Raw genomic sequence first — 16,552 nt, forward strand, 5'->3', positions numbered from 1 at the left:
CCACTTCCATTTTTGCTACAGGCTCATGCCATAACTGTTCAATAAACCCTCACCTAAGCCTTTTGTACACAGCGCCTCTGCGTTTTAATCAAAAATTAACGAAATATTTATCACTATTATTGAAATACTTAGCTGTGTTTTAGCTAAGATAATAGGATAATAAGCACAACTGGTTGCGTATAAGACTCATCATCAATACGCAGATTTTTAGGGAAACGGAGAGCGACATGCTAGAAAGGACGCTGATCATAGCTGCTATTTTTTGTTCACCATGGCTTCACGCGCAGGTGATTGAATCTACTCATTTATCAGGCTTTGGCGAGGCTAAGTATCCTGCTAATTTTACCCATCTTGAATATGTAAATCCTAATGCGCCAAAAGGCGGCCATGTAACCTATGGTGCAATCGGTACCTATGACAGCTTTAACCGCTACGGTTCGCGGGGCAAACCTGGAGCTATGACAGGTGAACTGTACGATACCTTGATGTTCTCACCGACCGACGAAATCAATACCTCCTATCCGTTAATCGCTGAAAAGCTGCGTTACAGTGACGATTACACATGGATGGAAGTGGATATTAATCCCAAGGCAAAGTTTCATGATGGCGTCGCGATTACTGCAAAAGATGTGGAATTCACCTTCCAAAAGTTTGTGGATCAAGGCGTGCCACAATACAAAACTTATTATAAAAACATTAAGTCCGTCAAAGCGTTAAACGATAAAACCGTACGCATTGAAATGAAGCAACCCGACAGAGACGTATTGTTTTCATTTGTACAAGGAAGCGCTGTATTACCCGCTCATTTTTGGCAAGACAAAGATCTAAGTCAGCCACTGTCACAGCCGCCTGTGGGCAGTGGCCCGTATAAAGTTGACTCATTTAAACCTGGTCAAAGTATCACTTACACTCGCGTAAAGGATTATTGGGCGCAAGATCTGGCGGTGAATATCGGCAGAAACAATTTCGATACCATTCAATACGATTACTATCGTGATGACACTGTAATGCTAGAAGCTTTTAAAGCCGGTGAATACGATCTTAGGCAAGAAGGCACCGCCAAGTTTTGGGCAACCTCTTATACCGGAAGCAATTTTGACAAAGGTTATATTGTTAAGGAAGAGATCAGCAATACCATGCCACGCGGCATGCAAGGCTTTATCTACAATACCGAGAGCGACATTTTTAACGATCCAAAAGTGCGCGAGGCGCTTACCTATGCCCTGGATTTTGAGTGGATGAACAAGAATATGTTCTACCAACAATACACTCGCACTAGCAGCTATTTCCAAAACACTATCTACCAAGCAAAAAACGCGCCCAGTGCTGCAGAGCTTGAAATATTAACGCCACTGAAAGAGCAAATTCCTGCGCGCGTCTTTGGCAGCGCCTACGCGCCTCCGGCAAGTGATGGCTCGGGACGTATTCGCACCCAAATGCGCACTGCGCTCAAGCTATTAAAAGAAGCGGGTTGGGAAATCCAAAAAGGCGTACTGACCAATAGCAAAACGGGCAAACCGTTCGAGTTTGAATTGATGGCGTATAGCCCAACCACAGAGCGAATTGCCGATCCGTTAAAGAAAAATCTGAGCAATTTGGGCATCAACATGAAAATCCGTACGGTTGATACCACGCAATACCTCAAACGTTGGCATGAGCGTGATTACGATATGATTTTCTCCTCCTATTCGGCCAACGCCTATCCAAGCAATAATCTAAAAATAGCTTGGCACAGCCACTTTATCGACAGCACTTATAATCAAGCGGGCGTAAACAATAAAGCCATCGATTATTTAACCGAGCAAATTGACATCCACCAACAAGACCCGGAAAAACTCAAAGCGTTAGGACCGGCATTGGATCGCGTGCTGACATGGAACTTCTACGCAATTCCGGCGTGGCACACTAGTCGCTTTCGCGTTGCCAGTTGGGATAAGTTCTCGCGCCCAGAGGTTCGCCCTGAATACGATCTTGGTTTAGATACTTGGTGGATTGACAATGACAAAGCGCAAAAACTGCCCGCTAAACGTCGTTAATAAAACCTAACGCTTTGATAAACGTAAATATTTGGCAAAGACCCGATACGTAGGGGGAATCATTCCCCCTTTATTTCCATTTCACACATAGAGTAGCAATGTCAGCCTATATCATCCGACGCCTTTTGCTTGTCATCCCTACCTTATGGGCGATCATCACCATTAACTTTTTTGTCATCCAAATTGCGCCCGGCGGCCCTGTAGAACAGGCTATTGCGCAGATGGAAGGCTTAGATTCTGGCGTGATGGAGCGCTTTACCGGAGGCGGTCAAGAAGTTGAGCTTAGCGCGGCGAATCAAGACGCTCAAACTACTGGTTATCGCGGTTCAAGAGGCATGGATCCTGAAGTGATCGACGCCATTAAAAAGCAATTTGGCTTCGATAAGCCTTTGCATGTTCGCTACTTTGAAATGCTCAAAAATTATATTACTTTCGATTTTGGCGAAAGCCTCTTTAAAGGCGGCGACGTCATAGATTTAATTGTCGAAAGACTGCCTGTCTCCATCTCCCTTGGCTTGTGGAGCACATTAATTATCTACTTAGTCTCTATTCCTCTGGGCATTGTAAAAGCCATTCATCACGGCTCACGCTTTGATATTTGGACCAGTGCGTTGGTGATTGTCGGATATGCCATCCCAGGATTCTTGTTCGCGATTTTGTTGATTATTGTCTTTGCTAGTGGCAACTATTTAGATTGGTTCCCTCTGCGCGGCTTAGTGTCATCCGATTTTGACTCGCTCAATTGGTATCAAAAAGTCATCGATTATTTCTGGCACTTAGCGCTCCCTACTTTAGCTATGGTAATTGGCGGTTTTGCCACCTTAACCATGCTAACCAAAAACTCTTTTTTGGATGAAATTAACAAGCAATACGTGGTCACAGCCAGAGCAAAAGGCTTGGATGAAAAAAGCATTTTATATAAACACGTTTTTCGTAACGCCATGCTCATCATTATCGCAGGGTTCCCGAGCGCCTTTATCAGCATATTTTTCACCGGTTCTATGTTGATTGAAGTGATGTTTTCGTTAGAAGGCATCGGCCTACTTGGCTTTGAATCAACCATTCAGCGCGACTATCCTGTGGTGTTTAGCTCGCTGTATATCATGACCTTACTGGGGCTTTTGCTGAGCATTATTTCCGATCTCACCTATTCATGGGTCGACCCACGCATTGATTTTGAGGCCAGATAAATGAATCCACTCATTAAATTACGAATAGAGCGCTTTAAAGGCAATCGCCGTGGATATTGGTCGCTATGGATTTTTACCATTTTGTTTACTGTCAGTTTATTTGCCGAATTGGTCGCCAACGACAAACCGCTGTTTATTAGCTTTGATAACGGCTGGTACTTTCCTATCGCTAAGCATTATTCAGAGACAGATTTTGGCGGAGAATTTGCCGCAGAAGCGGATTATACCGACCCGTATGTACAAGATTTAATTAACGAAAAAGGCTATATCGTTTGGCCTATCATTCGTTTTAGCTATGACACCATCAACTATGATTTGCCCACCCCCGCTCCATCTGCGCCCGATAGCACTAATTGGTTAGGCACCGACGATCGCGGGCGTGATGTATTGGCACGCATTATTTATGGTTTTCGTATTTCGGTTTTATTTGGCGTCGTGCTGACCATCGTCAGCAGCATTATTGGAGTGATTGTCGGTTCAACGCAGGGCTATTACGGTGGCAAGCTGGATCTGATTGGTCAGCGATTTATTGAAGTCTGGTCAGGCATGCCAACCCTTTTCTTGCTGATTATTTTATCAAGCTTCGTTGAGCCAAACTTTTGGTGGCTACTTGGCATCATGGTGCTGTTTAGTTGGATGAGTTTAGTCGGTGTAGTGCGCGCTGAATTCTTGCGCTGTCGTAACTTCGATTACATTAAAGCGGCGCATGCGCTTGGGGTGAGTGATAAACGCATTATCAGCCGACATATGTTGCCTAACGCTATGGTGGCAACGCTGACCATGATTCCGTTTATTTTATCGGGTTCGGTAACGACCTTAACCTCTCTTGATTTCTTGGGTTTTGGTTTACCAAGTGGGTCGCCGTCATTAGGGGAATTACTCGCGCAGGGGAAAGCCAATTTACAAGCGCCTTGGCTCGGGTTTTCAGCCTTTATTGTACTGTCGATCATGCTCAGCTTGTTGGTATTCATTGGTGAAGCTGTGCGAGATGCCTTTGATCCGCATGCGCAAGCGTAAAATCTGGGAAAACTCTTAATAAAAACAGTAAAAACCGTAGCGCAGAAAACAAAAAAGGCGCTAACAGCGCCTTTTAACAATACGAGCAAAACGAATTTAAACGGCTTGCTCTGAAAGTTTAGCTTGAGCAATAGCTTCACGCAGTTCAGTAGCAAGCTCAGCAGTTGCAGAAAGGCTCGTTGCGCTTTGCGCAGAAATGTTCTCAATCATAGAAGTCGCTTGAGGCAACGAATCGTTGATAGTGACGTCTAAAGAACGCAAGCATTTTTGCAGCAACTGAAGGTGTAATTCAGCTTCTTTTGCGAGGCTGTAAGCTGATTGGTAGATTTCTTTTGGCATTTTAGCCTCCTGAGTCAGTTTAGGGGGATCACCAGACAAAGTTTTGAAATTTGCGGTTTGTATTTAAATACTACAAATAACCATATATCAGTTTTTTTGATAGAGCTACACATTATTTGAGAAATTGAGAGCTAATACGCAATTATTGTTTAGTAAGTGTACATTTTGTTACTCAAATGAACCTGAGTTTTCACTTACTCGATTCAACATTTTTAGTTTGTAGCCTTCACATGGCACAAAGAATAGGACATTCACATGACTGAGCCGCTTTTAAATATTCGTGATCTTTCAGTGGCATTTGGCGGAAAAAACAACCCAAGAACAGTAACTTACAATGTAAGTTTAACCGTAAATAAAGGCGAAACCTTAGCTTTAGTGGGCGAAAGTGGTTCGGGTAAGTCGGTCACTGCTAATGCCATTCTTCGTCTGTTGCCCAAAACCAGCACCGTCTATCAATCTGGCACCATTCATTTTGATGATCAGGAATTACTGTCTTTGTCCGAACGCCGCATGCGAGGTGTGCGTGGCGGGCGCATTGGTATGATTTTTCAAGAGCCGATGGTGTCGTTAAACCCTTTACATAAAATTGGTAAACAGCTCGTCGAAACCGTTGAAATTCATCGCGGACTGCGTGCAAACAAAGCTCAAGCATTGGCGCTCAATTGGCTAAACAAAGTCGGAATTCGCCATCCCGAACGTAAAATTAACGCCTACCCTCATGAGCTCAGTGGCGGTGAAAGACAAAGAGTGATGATTGCACTGGCCTTAATTAACGAACCTGAACTGCTCATCGCCGATGAACCTACTACTGCTCTTGATGTCTCCGTTCAAGCGCAAATACTGGACTTGTTAAAAGAGCTGCAACAAGAGTTAGGAATGGCAATGCTGTTTATTACTCACGATCTGAGCATTGTAAAACGCATCGCCAATCGTGTGTGCGTTATGAAAGAAGGAAAATTGGTAGAAACCGCCGATTGTCATACGCTATTTTCAAGCCCTAAACACCCTTACACCAAGATGCTCATTGACGCTGATCCTTCTGGCAAACCGGTAACCGTTGATGCTAATAATGCACATCTGGTACAAACTCATGATTTAAAAGTATGGTTCCCAATTATGGGCGGCGTATTTAAGCGCGTCATTGATCATACTAAAGCCGTCACTGGAGTGAATTTCACACTTAAAAAAGGTCACACTTTGGGGCTGGTGGGTGAAAGTGGCTCTGGGAAGTCGACTACAGGTATGGCGATTTTGCGCTTGGTTGAAAGTGAAGGTGGCATCGTCTTTGATAAAGAAGAGCTCTCACAATTAGATCGCAAACAGATGCTGCCTCTAAGACGTCGCATGCAAGTGGTGTTTCAAGACCCTTTCTCGGCGCTTAACCCTAGAATGTCAGTGGCGCAAATTATTGGTGAAGGACTGCGAGTGCATCAACAGCTTAGCGAGCAACAAATTGATGAGCAAATTTGTCAAGTAATGGAAGAAGTCGATCTGGATAAACAGACTCGACATCGCTACCCCAACGAGTTTTCAGGTGGGCAAAGGCAACGAATTGCCATCGCCCGAGCGCTGATATTAAAGCCTGAATTTATTCTATTAGATGAACCAACCTCATCATTAGATAGGACCGTGCAAGCGCAAGTTCTACAATTACTAAAAGAGTTACAGGTGAAATACGGCCTCACCTATCTATTTATCAGTCACGATCTGAATGTGGTGCGCTCACTGTGCCACGATACTATGGTGTTAAAAGAAGGCAAAGTGATTGAATACGGCGCCACAGAACAAGTATTTAATGCGCCGCAGCATCAATACACCAAACAATTAGTGACATTGTCACACCTGTAACGTACTCATAGTTATGAATTAAGTTCAGAAACTTCAACCAAGGATTGGTTTTAATGAAAAGTTTAGCGCAATTAGAGTATTTACATGATCACCCATACAGTTACGCTAAATTAGGCGCTTCGCTCTCCACCCCTGTGATGCCAGAGCCTTTAACCTATCCTTATCTTATTCATATTAACCAATCTTTGGCTAAACGCCTCGGTATCGAGCTCCTAAATACTGAGCAAGAGTTACTGACTTCACTGCTAACAGGCAGTGACGTTTTACCAAACTGGCAACCTTTGGCAATGAAGTACACAGGGCATCAATTTGGCCAATACAATCCCGATTTAGGTGATGGACGCGGTCTATTATTGGCGGAATTTATAGCGCCAAATAGCGCTGATCTGGACAGTAAAAAGTGGGATTTTCACCTAAAAGGCAGCGGACAAACCCCCTATTCTCGAAATGGAGACGGTCGCGCAGTAATACGTTCCACCGTAAGAGAGTATCTTATCAGCGCCGCTATGCAGGGCCTGCGCATCCCCACCACGCAGGCATTAGCGATGTTAGGCTCAACAACTCTAGTGCAAAGAGAAGAAACGGAGTGCGCCGCTACATTATTGCGAGTCGCCCCCAGTCATATTCGTTTTGGGCACTTTGAATACCTGTTTTACAGCGGTCAAGACCAGCAACTGAAGTTGCTTGCAGATCATGTAATGCATTGGCATATGCCCGAAATCGACCTGCACGCATCTGATAAATATGAGCAATTTTTCACGCAAGTAGTCTCTCGCACCGCTAGCACCATAGCTCAATGGCATGCTTATGGCTTTTGTCATGGGGTGATGAATACCGATAACATGTCTATTTTAGGGCTGGCTTTCGATTATGGGCCTTTTGCATTTTTAGACACTTATCAACCCAGTTATATTTGCAATCACAGTGATTACAGCGGGCGCTATGCCTTTGATAAACAGCCCGGCATTGGGCAGTGGAATCTATCCGCGCTGGGTTATGCCTTGTCTAAACTTATCGATACTGACGCTATCGAAACCGCCTTGCACCGTTATTCTTCACTCGTACAAAATGAATATCGCTGTTTAATGCGTGCACGTTTTGGCTTGATTAGTGAGCAAGATGGCGATCCTGAGTTGATCAATGAATGTTTATTGCTAATGGAAAAGCTCGAACTGGATTATCACTATACCTTGCGCTGTTTGTCAGAGCAGGATTGCGCGAAATGGCATAGTGACCTAGCCCACGATATTAATAACGCTGAATTTAGTGAATGGTTAACTCGCTATCAAGCACGCCTCGCCATTGACTATAATCACGAGCGCGATAACAAAGACAAGCAACGACAGCAAGCAATGCAAGCTGTAAACCCTAAATATCTACTGCGTACTCACCTTGCTCAAGAAGCCATTACGTTAGTGGAAAATGGGCAATATGAGGTGATAGAGCAATGGTTAAAGGTATTGGACAACCCCTTTATTGCGCACGATTGCCCGCCACATTGGTCACAACCACCAAGTGACGAGCAAAAAGGCCATTGTTTAAGTTGTTCATCCTAGATATTTACTGATGTGACAAACACTCAGGATACTCTGGCATCACCCATACTTTAGAGAAATCAAACCAACCCAGCGCATTGCATTTGGCATTTTGCAACGCGCCGCAATGATCTTTACTCACTCCAAGCCAGCAATGAAACATAGGAATAATCAGCTTATTTTCCACAAGATAGCGCCCGATTTCTCTTGCGGGAAAAGCGGCATTTGGCAGCTGTTGCCAATGTTCGATGCTTTGCTGAATATGACCAAATTGCTCCGCGGTGCTTAACTGTTCAATATCGCTATACCCAAGTAGCCAGCCGCGCAGTGTGTCATCGCGATGGGTGCCCAAGCCCATAGGTTTTATCCACAAATCAATATCACTCACATCATCGGGGATATGCTCGTAGCGGATAAACCTCACCGCTAGTCCATCTTGTTTTAACAATGACGCGATGGCTTTCGCTAAGGTAGGGAAAACTGGATGTTCGCTATGATAAGCAATACTAATGGTCTGTATTGCAGGCGGTGTCAGCGCTTTTTGCGGATGACTGTGATACCAACCAGGCTTTAAGCCATGTGCAGGCAGCAGACCTAATTCGACGATGGCCTCTTCTGACAGCTGAGAAAACAAGTTAAAGGTATTTAATTTGGCTGCAAAATAGTTTTGCCAGTCGCTGTCTACGCCCAAACCAGAGGCTTGGTTGACCGCGATGTAGGTACAGCCGGGATCAAGGGCGACATCGTCATCGGTTCTTTGAGTTGAGATAATTGGTTGTGACAGGCTTGGATAGACCATACTGGAATGGATTTCATCGATAACCCAGACTTCGACTCTGTCCACCAGCGGACGAAATCCAAAGTAGCTGTCAAAAGCTTCAAGAATCAGCCTTTTATCATTATTGACCGAGACTCGATAGGGACCGGTACCTGACGGCAATCGATCAAAGTCGTCAAGTTCGGCGCTATTATAAGGCAGCACCTTAGCGGCGGTTTCCGCTAACAACACATCGAAGTAATAATCAGCGCGGGTTAATTCAATATCAATCACCAGTGGTGATGGTGTCGACGCTTTTTTAATATGCGCAAACATTGGCAATGTCGACAGCGTCATCAAATGATTGACTACGTGTTCGGTTTCTAACAGTTGACCGTTATGAAAACGCACTTTCGCGCGCAGATAAAAGCGCCAGTGACGCCCCTCTATATTCTCCCAAGTGTGGGCGAGATCGGCAATCAGGTGATCATTTTCATCCAGTTGGGTCAGTCCGCTAAACACTTGTTGGATAATATTTTGCTCTGAGCGGCGATGCGGTTTACTCGGGTTTAGCATTGCCAGTGGGCGGTAATAAGGCAGGCTAACCACTTGCTGGCCTTGGCGATGCTGTACACCCAGATAGTCTTGAATGACTTGGGTTAAACGGTTGGCATCTTGGTTAAGCACTTGTAGCGCTTGACCTATACGCCCCTCTTCAAGGTATCGCTTCGCCAAGCCCTCGCCCACATCTTGTCGGTTTTGCTTAAAGATAAGCTGTGATTGCTTGCCACGCCCCGCTGACGGATGCCACTCAATCCATCCCTCTTCACTCAATTTATTGAGCACTATGCGCGCATTACGACGAGTACAAAACAAGATCTCGGTGATCTCTTCGATACGAGTGTCACTATCTTGACCTTTAAAGTGTTCAAACAGGGTTTCAAACTGAGTTCTAAGACGAGGGCTACTCATAAAGAGGAAATTCCAATTTCAAAAATAAGTGGGTATTTCCTCATTTTAGCACGAAATATTGGCCCATTACGTGACCGGTATACCTGTAGTTTGTGAAATTTCTGCAATAACTGCTTCAGGAAGTTTTAATGAGAAACGACTTTGTGCGTCAGTCACCACTAGCACTTGCCCTAGTAATTGAATCGCATCGGTTTGTGCGTGCAGTGTTAAACGTTGTTCACCATCAATACGAATCATTAATTCGTGCGCGTTGACAATGATCTTGCCCAATTCAAAATCTAGGGTCATTGTTGTTCCTTAGCGTCTATTATCTGTTTCTTTTCTAGCATTTGTTTGCCTTTTTTGGTCTTCCTTACCATTACGGTATGGCGAGAAATACACACCAAATCACCAGCTTCGTCGCGAATTTCGATCGACCAAATTTGAGTGGTGCCCCCTAGATGTATCGGTAAAGCAACCCCAGTAACCACCCCACTGCGCGCCGCTTTTAAATGATTGGCATTAATTTCTAAGCCAACACAAAAGCTATCTGGCGCACAGCAAAAGTTTGCCGCCACTGAGCCTAATGATTCTGCTAGCACCACTGAGGCCCCGCCATGCAACAAACCAAACGGTTGATGGGTATTGGCACACACAGGCATAGTCGCGGTTATCGAATTATCGGAAATATCGGTATATACGATGCCTAAATGCTGCATAAGGGTATTGTTTGAGGTGGCATTGAGCGTTTCTAAATCAATATCGCGCTTCCATATTGTCATTGAGGAACTTCCTAATATTGTGGTGTGCTTTATTTGTATTATTTGCCGTTCATGCTATGCAATTTTTGCGCTATCTACCACACTTATAAACAGATAAATACACTCATAATTACGCAAAGATCGAAAAGGATAACCCTTCAATGCGATTTAAAAGCATCGTGCTTTCTATAGCCACAACTTTAATGATTTCTGCTTGTTCCAGTTCGCCTACAGGGCGCAATCAAGTGGTGTTATTTTCCGATACGCAAATGTCGAGCTTAGGTCAGCAATCATTTTCAGAAATGAAAAATGAACTGCCTATTAGTAAGGATACAAAAATTAATGCTTATGTGCAGTGCGTTACCAATGCCATTTTGGATTATGTGCCTATTCAAGGCAGTTTTAGTCAATGGGAAGTGGTGGTCTTTGATAGCCCGCAAGTTAACGCCTTTGCCCTGCCCGGCGGTAAGATTGGCGTCTATACCGGATTACTCGATGTTGCGGTAAATCAAGACCAACTGGCAACGGTCATTGGTCACGAAATAGCACATGTGCTTGCCGATCATAGTAACGAGCGCATGTCACACGCGCATATTGCGAATGCTGGGTTAGAAATCAGTAATATCGCACTTGCAAGCCAAGACTACCGTAACGAAATCATGGCATTAATGGGCGTTGGCGTACAATACGGAGTACTGCTTCCCTATGGACGCACCCAAGAGAGCGAAGCCGATGTTGTCGGGTTAGAGTTAATGGCAAAGGCAGGTTTTGACCCGTATCAAAGCGTCGAGTTGTGGAAGAATATGGCAAAAGCCTCTGGCGGAAACCACACACCTGAGCTTTTATCGACACACCCATCCCACGACAATCGAATTAAAGAACTCACCGCTAAAGCGCAAGCATTGCCAGTCTTTTCCGGTACAAAACCCCACTGTGCTAAGCCCGTTTAATTGATGGGAAGGTGGCAAATTTAGTGGCTATTATTGCTGCCGATAATGTTAAAAAGAAATAAGGAACTTATCTTAAATCAACATTCATCGGGTTCTACTTTCATTAAGGCGCCGAAATATGGATAATGTCGCCAAATACAAGAGATAAACAAGGTTAATACATGTCTATTGAATCAACATTGCGCCAACGTAGCGGCGACAAATGCGAGCTTTGCGGCGCAACTCACGATCTACAACCTTTTGCTGTTGCACCTCATACTCAAGCCACCGTTGACCATGGTGCACTGCTGTGTGAAACCTGCCGCACTCAAGTTGAAGACGCAGACCAAATGGATGTGAACCACTGGCGCTGCCTAAATGACAGCATGTGGAGCCAAGAGCCACCAGTACAAGTGCTAGCATGGCGTCAACTGACCCGCCTAGCTCGCAGCGAAGGTTGGGCACAAGACCTACTTGATATGATGTACATGGAAGAAGAAACTAAGCTTTGGGCTGAAACTGGCATGGAAAACGACGGTAAAAAACACGTTGATTGCCACGGCGCACCACTGGCTAAAGGTGACACGGTCACTATCATCAAAGACCTACCTGTTAAGGGGTCTTCAATGGTCGTTAAGATAGGCACAATGGTAAGAAACATCAGCCTTGCGCAAGATGACCCTGAATTGTTCTCAGGTAAAGTTGAAGGTCAATCTATGTGGTTACGTTGCGAGTTTTGTCGTAAAAAATAGACTAATAATCGCTATTTTATTAAGGCTCTTTAATGAGCCTTTTTTATACCTGTTATTTATGTATCGGCAATATATAAACCTTGGTTTTCTTTTATTATCGATAGACTCCCCAACACTGTAGACTTATTAACCATTTGATTTTATTGGCTTATTATTAAGCAACTCAGTCATCTACACGCAATATTTCTGACTTATTGCCGTCACAAAAGTGGATTAATCTCATCCTAAATTTATTCACTAAGACACATAAAAAATGAAAACAACAATTTTAAAGTTAGCCGTTCTAGCAGCAATGACAGGTGCAACTTCAGCACACGCCGCTCTTGATCTTTTCCAACCTGAAAACAATAAAACAGACGATTTAGTTTGGGTTGGTCACATGAGCCCTGATACTGATTCTGTTGTGGGTGCAATCATGGCATCTCACCTTTACGGCGGTACGCCAACAGCAGCTGAAGCCATTAATCCAGAAACAACTTTTGTTCTTAACTACTGTAATGTTGAGAGCCCAAAAGTGACTTCAGACTACTCTAAGTTCCAAGTAGGTCTTGTTGACTTCAACCAAAGAACTCAACTAGCACCAACGATCAAGCCGGAATCAGTAGTGGCTATTATTGACCACCACGCTATCGGCGGCGCGCCAATCAATGCTCCACAAGTTATTTCTATGGACGTTCGCGAGTGGGGTTCTACTGCTACTATCTTGGCAGCAAACGCAGAATCACTAAACGTTACTCTGCCTAAGTCTATTGCTTGTGTTGGTCTTGGTGCTATTTTGTCTGATACTGTTGTATTCGATTCTTCTACAACAACTGACTACGACCACCACTACGCTGAGAAACTGGCTAAACTGGCTGGCGTTACAGACATCAATGATTTCGGCCAACAAATGTTGATCGCAAAATCAGATCTGAGCCACCTGTCAGCTGACGCTATCCTAACTATGGATTACAAAAACTTTGAATTTGGCGGTAAGAAAGTGGGTATCGGTGTAGCTGAAACGCTAACTGCTGATCAACTTATCGAGCGTAAAGCTGAATTCCATAAAGCAATGAAAGCGTACAAAGAAGCGGAAGGTCTTGATTACTTGTTCTTCTCTATCACAGACACTAAGCACAAACGTGCTAACCTTCTTTGGGTAGACGGCGCTGAGAAACAAGTTCTGAAAACAGCGTTTAACACAGACGTTACTAGTGATATCCTAACGCTAGACGGCGTAACATCACGTAAACGCCAAATCAGCCCTTCAATCCAAAACGCGATTGAAAAATAACCCCTAAGCGGGATAAAAGCGGGGTCAGGTCTTGAAATTTGCACTGAGTAAATTTAAACCTGACCCATTTTTGTTTTTAGCTTATTTCTTCCTAAAACTGCATTTTCTTATATATCTGATTGATAAAGAATAGCTAGATATCAACATCTTAAACATAACCTGCAAATTTCAAGACCTGACCCCATTCGCATTTGTTTTTAGCCTATTCCTTCCTAAAACTGCATTTTCTTATCTATCTTATTGATAAAGAATAGCTAGCTATCAATATCTGAATATAACCTGCAAATTTCAAGACCTGACCCCGTGCGTTATCTGACCCCTTTGCCTTTGCGGATGCCGTTTTTGAAGACTACGCAGAAGTTGCCACGGCGGGTGCGACATTTGGAGCAGCGTTCGCATTCAACTGGGTTATTGACCCCTTCTTTCCAGCGTTTTACTAGGTGGGGTTCAGCGAGTAAAGGTCTAGATAGTGCAAAATATTGGATATTGGTTTTTTTAGCTATGGTCTCAATGGCGTTGATGTCACTTAATCCGCCTACGGTAATGATAGGAACATTGACCTCTTGGCTGATTACATCGCCATATTCGTGAAAATATCCTTCGCTTTGTAAGGTATATCCATCGAACGATTGACCGACCATGTCACTGGCTTTGCCGTGAATATTGCCTGATACCACGATCGCATCGACACCAATTTCTTCTAGTTTTTTACAGATTGTTCGTGTTTCAGCGAAACTTTGTCCACCATCAAAAAATTCAGTAGCGGTTAATTTAACTAGGATAGGAAAATCCTTGCCCACTAATAGTCGAGTTTGCTGATAGATTTCCACTAAGAAGCGCATACGGTTTTCTAAGCTGCCACCGTATTGATCGTCTCGCTGGTTGTAATAAGGACTTAAGAATTGATTAATGAGATAAGTGTGCGCTGCATGGATTTCTACGCCATCGAAACCTGATTGTTTAGCGCGTAAGCTGGCTTTGGCGAAAGCCTGAACAATAAACTCTATCTCTTCAGTAGTCATTGCTTTGCCTTGCGTTTGAGTACCACGCTCAGGAATGTCACTTGGCGCAAAGATCGTTCTCTCGCCTAAATTGTAAGTGGTTTTTGTACCGCCATAAGCAATTTGCTTTACGATTTTAGAACCATATTGATGGACTAAATCGGTGAGCTTTTTGTATCCCTCAATAAAAGAGTCGTTATAGATCCCCATCATGCCAGCGTTAGGTTTTTCATCTGCCACAATGTTGGCGTAACCTGTCACAATAAGCCCAACCTCTCCCTTGGCTAACTCTTCATAAACGTCATACAACTTATCGGTCATATAACCTTCTTCTGTGGCCATGTTTTCCCACGTTGCACTGCGGACAAAGCGGTTTTTCAGGGTCATGCTACCAATTTTCGATGGTGAAAATAAAATACTCAAGGGGCAATCCTCTATATAGAAGTTGCTAAATAATCAAATAGATACAAACTCTGATAAACAAACGTTCAACAACAGCTGCAAGGCAACCTGCAAAAGAAAAATTGCTTATCGAAATAAATAACCAAAGATTTAAATTTAACGATTAAGAACACAAAACGCACAAAATCAAAATAATCTTGTGCGTTGATAATAGATTTAACAGGCTATTGCTTAGATATAGAAAGCTTCAACAGTGCCTTTAAGCGTAATCAAAATAGGTTGACCACGGCGATCCAGCGCCTTTGGTGAAGGGATTTTAACCCAACCTTCACTGATACAGTATTCTTCTACATCGGTACGCTCTTTACCGTTTAGTCGAATACCAATTCTATGATGAAAGCACTCTTCCACATAATGTGGGCTGCGAGGGTTACCAGAAAGGTGATCCGGAAGAGTTGGCTTTTCGTTAGTGTCGCTCATGTTCATGACCTGAATTATAGATAGAGAGCGCCATTGTAGACAATGCGGGCTCTGCGCTCAAGAAAACTCATCATTCATCGACTCACTCTGCCACCAAACTACACGCCACTAAGCCACGCACCACTATTTTAAAATACTTACCATTAGCTGACAGTAACAGCACATAAAACTAAACCAATGCCGACACTCCCCTAACCATGTCAATTGAAGCTCGCTTTATTATTAACGTATTCCGTACCAATACTCTCAAGGAAGGCGCAATGACTAAGGCTCCACTATTAATAGCTTCTTTATTACTGCTTGTTCAAGGCTGTAGCTCTACACAGAGCGTGCCTTCTGCAAATGATTCAATAGTGAACGATCATCAATCTAAAGATGAAGCATCAAACACTGCCCAAACACAGCCTATACAAAAAAATACTATCCAAAATCCAGAATTTTCGGAAGAGAAGCAAGCGTGGTTTGACAGTGAAAAATGGAACTATCATGGCGATGGCATGGTCAAAAATGTCGGTTGGAACGATTTAGCGCACAAAGGTGACCTAAATTTTGTTGCCAGCTACAGCGCGAATCCTAATGATTGTCACGCTCAGCTATATATTACCGGCCCTTTTTACAGCAACCGAATTAGTGGCATCTTTAATATCAACGGACAAGATGTACACTTTAAATATGTGCATAAGGTAAATGACAGCACTCGCATGTATCGCGCCAAGAACCCTAAAGGCCAAGAGTTTTTGATTGATCAGTTTCAACAAGGCACTCCCGTGATCATAAAATCTGATATTGGCACCACAGCCACATTCCCAAGCCAAGGATTTAAACAAGCTAAGATTGCCTTAGATAAAGAATGTCTTGTAAAACTGCAAAGAGAGCGTAATGCATTATAATATGATTAATGGGGCTTAAATTGCCCCAAATCGCATAATAATGCGTCAAAGTTCACATTTAATAATCAAAATCAGTTAAATACAGATTTGAATATTAAAATTTCTGGGATGCCTCACAGTGTTGAAATTAAGTACAAACGTGACATTAATACACAACTAAATAAGCACTGTTTTTATTTCAATTAAGCCAAAACAATTGAACTTTACCTATAACAAAAAGTCTTAACACCAACGATATTTGACGAATTTCTATGCAATAACCACCTTTAAATCCCATATGATAAGTAAGGGTAAGTTATTCGTTTATAAGAAAAATCGTCGAACAATTCCGGAAAGTTTATTCTTTAATCAAGAGTTTATATTTTAATCACCCGCCACACTGCAATTCATT

Annotated in this window: 15 protein-coding genes; 9 read left to right on the plus strand and 6 right to left on the minus strand. The window is 43.3% G+C overall.

The window, feature by feature from the left end:
* The first annotated feature begins 227 nt into the window (after nucleotides 1-227).
* The 3 genes from OCU38_RS15700 to OCU38_RS15710 all read left to right on the plus strand — a co-directional run bounded on the left by OCU38_RS15700 (nucleotide 228) and on the right by OCU38_RS15710 (nucleotide 4,243).
* Nucleotides 228-2,036: an extracellular solute-binding protein gene (locus OCU38_RS15700; RefSeq protein ID WP_261824443.1), complete on the plus strand. Its 1,809-nt coding sequence runs from the start codon at nucleotides 228-230 to the stop codon at nucleotides 2,034-2,036.
* Nucleotides 2,037-2,134: 98 nt separating this feature from the next.
* Nucleotides 2,135-3,226 (plus strand): microcin C ABC transporter permease YejB, encoded by a 1,092-nt coding sequence (locus OCU38_RS15705; protein ID WP_261824444.1) that lies wholly within the window; start codon nucleotides 2,135-2,137, stop codon nucleotides 3,224-3,226.
* Nucleotides 3,227-4,243, plus strand: coding sequence for an ABC transporter permease (locus OCU38_RS15710; RefSeq protein WP_023405410.1), 1,017 nt, complete (start codon nucleotides 3,227-3,229; stop codon nucleotides 4,241-4,243).
* Between the two features lie 96 nt (nucleotides 4,244-4,339).
* Here OCU38_RS15710 and OCU38_RS15715 read toward each other — a convergent pair whose 3' ends face one another.
* Nucleotides 4,340-4,582, minus strand: a complete 243-nt coding sequence (locus OCU38_RS15715) for a hypothetical protein (RefSeq protein WP_261824445.1) — start codon at nucleotides 4,580-4,582, stop codon at nucleotides 4,340-4,342.
* 255 nt (nucleotides 4,583-4,837) lie between these two features.
* Between OCU38_RS15715 and OCU38_RS15720 the strand changes: the two genes are divergently transcribed.
* Complete coding sequence (locus OCU38_RS15720) at nucleotides 4,838-6,430, plus strand: ABC transporter ATP-binding protein (RefSeq protein ID WP_261824446.1); 1,593 nt, start codon at nucleotides 4,838-4,840, stop codon at nucleotides 6,428-6,430.
* Between the two features lie 53 nt (nucleotides 6,431-6,483).
* On the plus strand, nucleotides 6,484-7,986 hold the full coding sequence (locus tag OCU38_RS15725) for a protein adenylyltransferase SelO (RefSeq protein ID WP_261824447.1): 1,503 nt from the start codon (nucleotides 6,484-6,486) through the stop codon (nucleotides 7,984-7,986).
* Between the two features lie 4 nt (nucleotides 7,987-7,990).
* Here the strand turns inward: OCU38_RS15725 and OCU38_RS15730 are convergent, their stop codons facing one another.
* The 3 genes from OCU38_RS15730 to OCU38_RS15740 all read right to left on the minus strand — a co-directional run bounded on the left by OCU38_RS15730 (nucleotide 7,991) and on the right by OCU38_RS15740 (nucleotide 10,455).
* Nucleotides 7,991-9,694 (minus strand): SgrR family transcriptional regulator, encoded by a 1,704-nt coding sequence (locus tag OCU38_RS15730; protein WP_261824448.1) that lies wholly within the window; start codon nucleotides 9,692-9,694, stop codon nucleotides 7,991-7,993.
* 66 nt (nucleotides 9,695-9,760) lie between these two features.
* Complete coding sequence (locus tag OCU38_RS15735) at nucleotides 9,761-9,982, minus strand: DUF3389 family protein (protein WP_023405405.1); 222 nt, start codon at nucleotides 9,980-9,982, stop codon at nucleotides 9,761-9,763.
* Nucleotides 9,979-10,455 carry a hotdog fold thioesterase gene (locus OCU38_RS15740; RefSeq protein ID WP_261824449.1) on the minus strand — a complete coding sequence of 159 codons (477 nt, stop codon included), beginning with the start codon at nucleotides 10,453-10,455 and terminating at the stop codon, nucleotides 9,979-9,981. Before OCU38_RS15740 ends, OCU38_RS15735 begins: the two co-directional genes overlap by 4 nt.
* Before the next feature lie 140 nt (nucleotides 10,456-10,595).
* On the opposite strand from OCU38_RS15740, the gene OCU38_RS15745 reads away from it, so the two are divergent.
* From OCU38_RS15745 to OCU38_RS15755, 3 genes are all read left to right on the plus strand, one after another.
* Entirely contained in the window at nucleotides 10,596-11,384 is a 789-nt protein-coding gene (locus OCU38_RS15745) for a M48 family metallopeptidase (protein WP_261824450.1), read from the plus strand.
* 161 nt (nucleotides 11,385-11,545) lie between these two features.
* A complete protein-coding gene (locus OCU38_RS15750; protein ID WP_021713767.1) occupies nucleotides 11,546-12,115 on the plus strand; it encodes a PhnA domain-containing protein in 570 nt (189 codons plus the stop codon).
* A 253-nt stretch (nucleotides 12,116-12,368) separates the two neighbouring features.
* A complete protein-coding gene (locus tag OCU38_RS15755; RefSeq protein WP_152822694.1) occupies nucleotides 12,369-13,388 on the plus strand; it encodes a manganese-dependent inorganic pyrophosphatase in 1,020 nt (339 codons plus the stop codon).
* 308 nt (nucleotides 13,389-13,696) lie between these two features.
* On the opposite strand, the gene OCU38_RS15760 is transcribed toward OCU38_RS15755, so the two are convergent.
* Nucleotides 13,697-14,812, minus strand: a complete 1,116-nt coding sequence (locus OCU38_RS15760) for an NADH:flavin oxidoreductase (protein WP_261824451.1) — start codon at nucleotides 14,810-14,812, stop codon at nucleotides 13,697-13,699.
* Nucleotides 14,813-15,022: 210 nt separating this feature from the next.
* Complete coding sequence (locus tag OCU38_RS15765; RefSeq protein WP_023405399.1) at nucleotides 15,023-15,271, minus strand: DUF3297 family protein; 249 nt, start codon at nucleotides 15,269-15,271, stop codon at nucleotides 15,023-15,025.
* 260 nt (nucleotides 15,272-15,531) lie between these two features.
* On the opposite strand from OCU38_RS15765, the gene OCU38_RS15770 reads away from it, so the two are divergent.
* Complete coding sequence (locus tag OCU38_RS15770) at nucleotides 15,532-16,161, plus strand: hypothetical protein (protein WP_261824452.1); 630 nt, start codon at nucleotides 15,532-15,534, stop codon at nucleotides 16,159-16,161.
* Nucleotides 16,162-16,552: the final 391 nt, after the last annotated feature.

This window comes from Vibrio neonatus (assembly GCF_024346975.1).
Taxonomy (GTDB): Bacteria; Pseudomonadota; Gammaproteobacteria; order Enterobacterales; family Vibrionaceae; genus Vibrio; species Vibrio neonatus.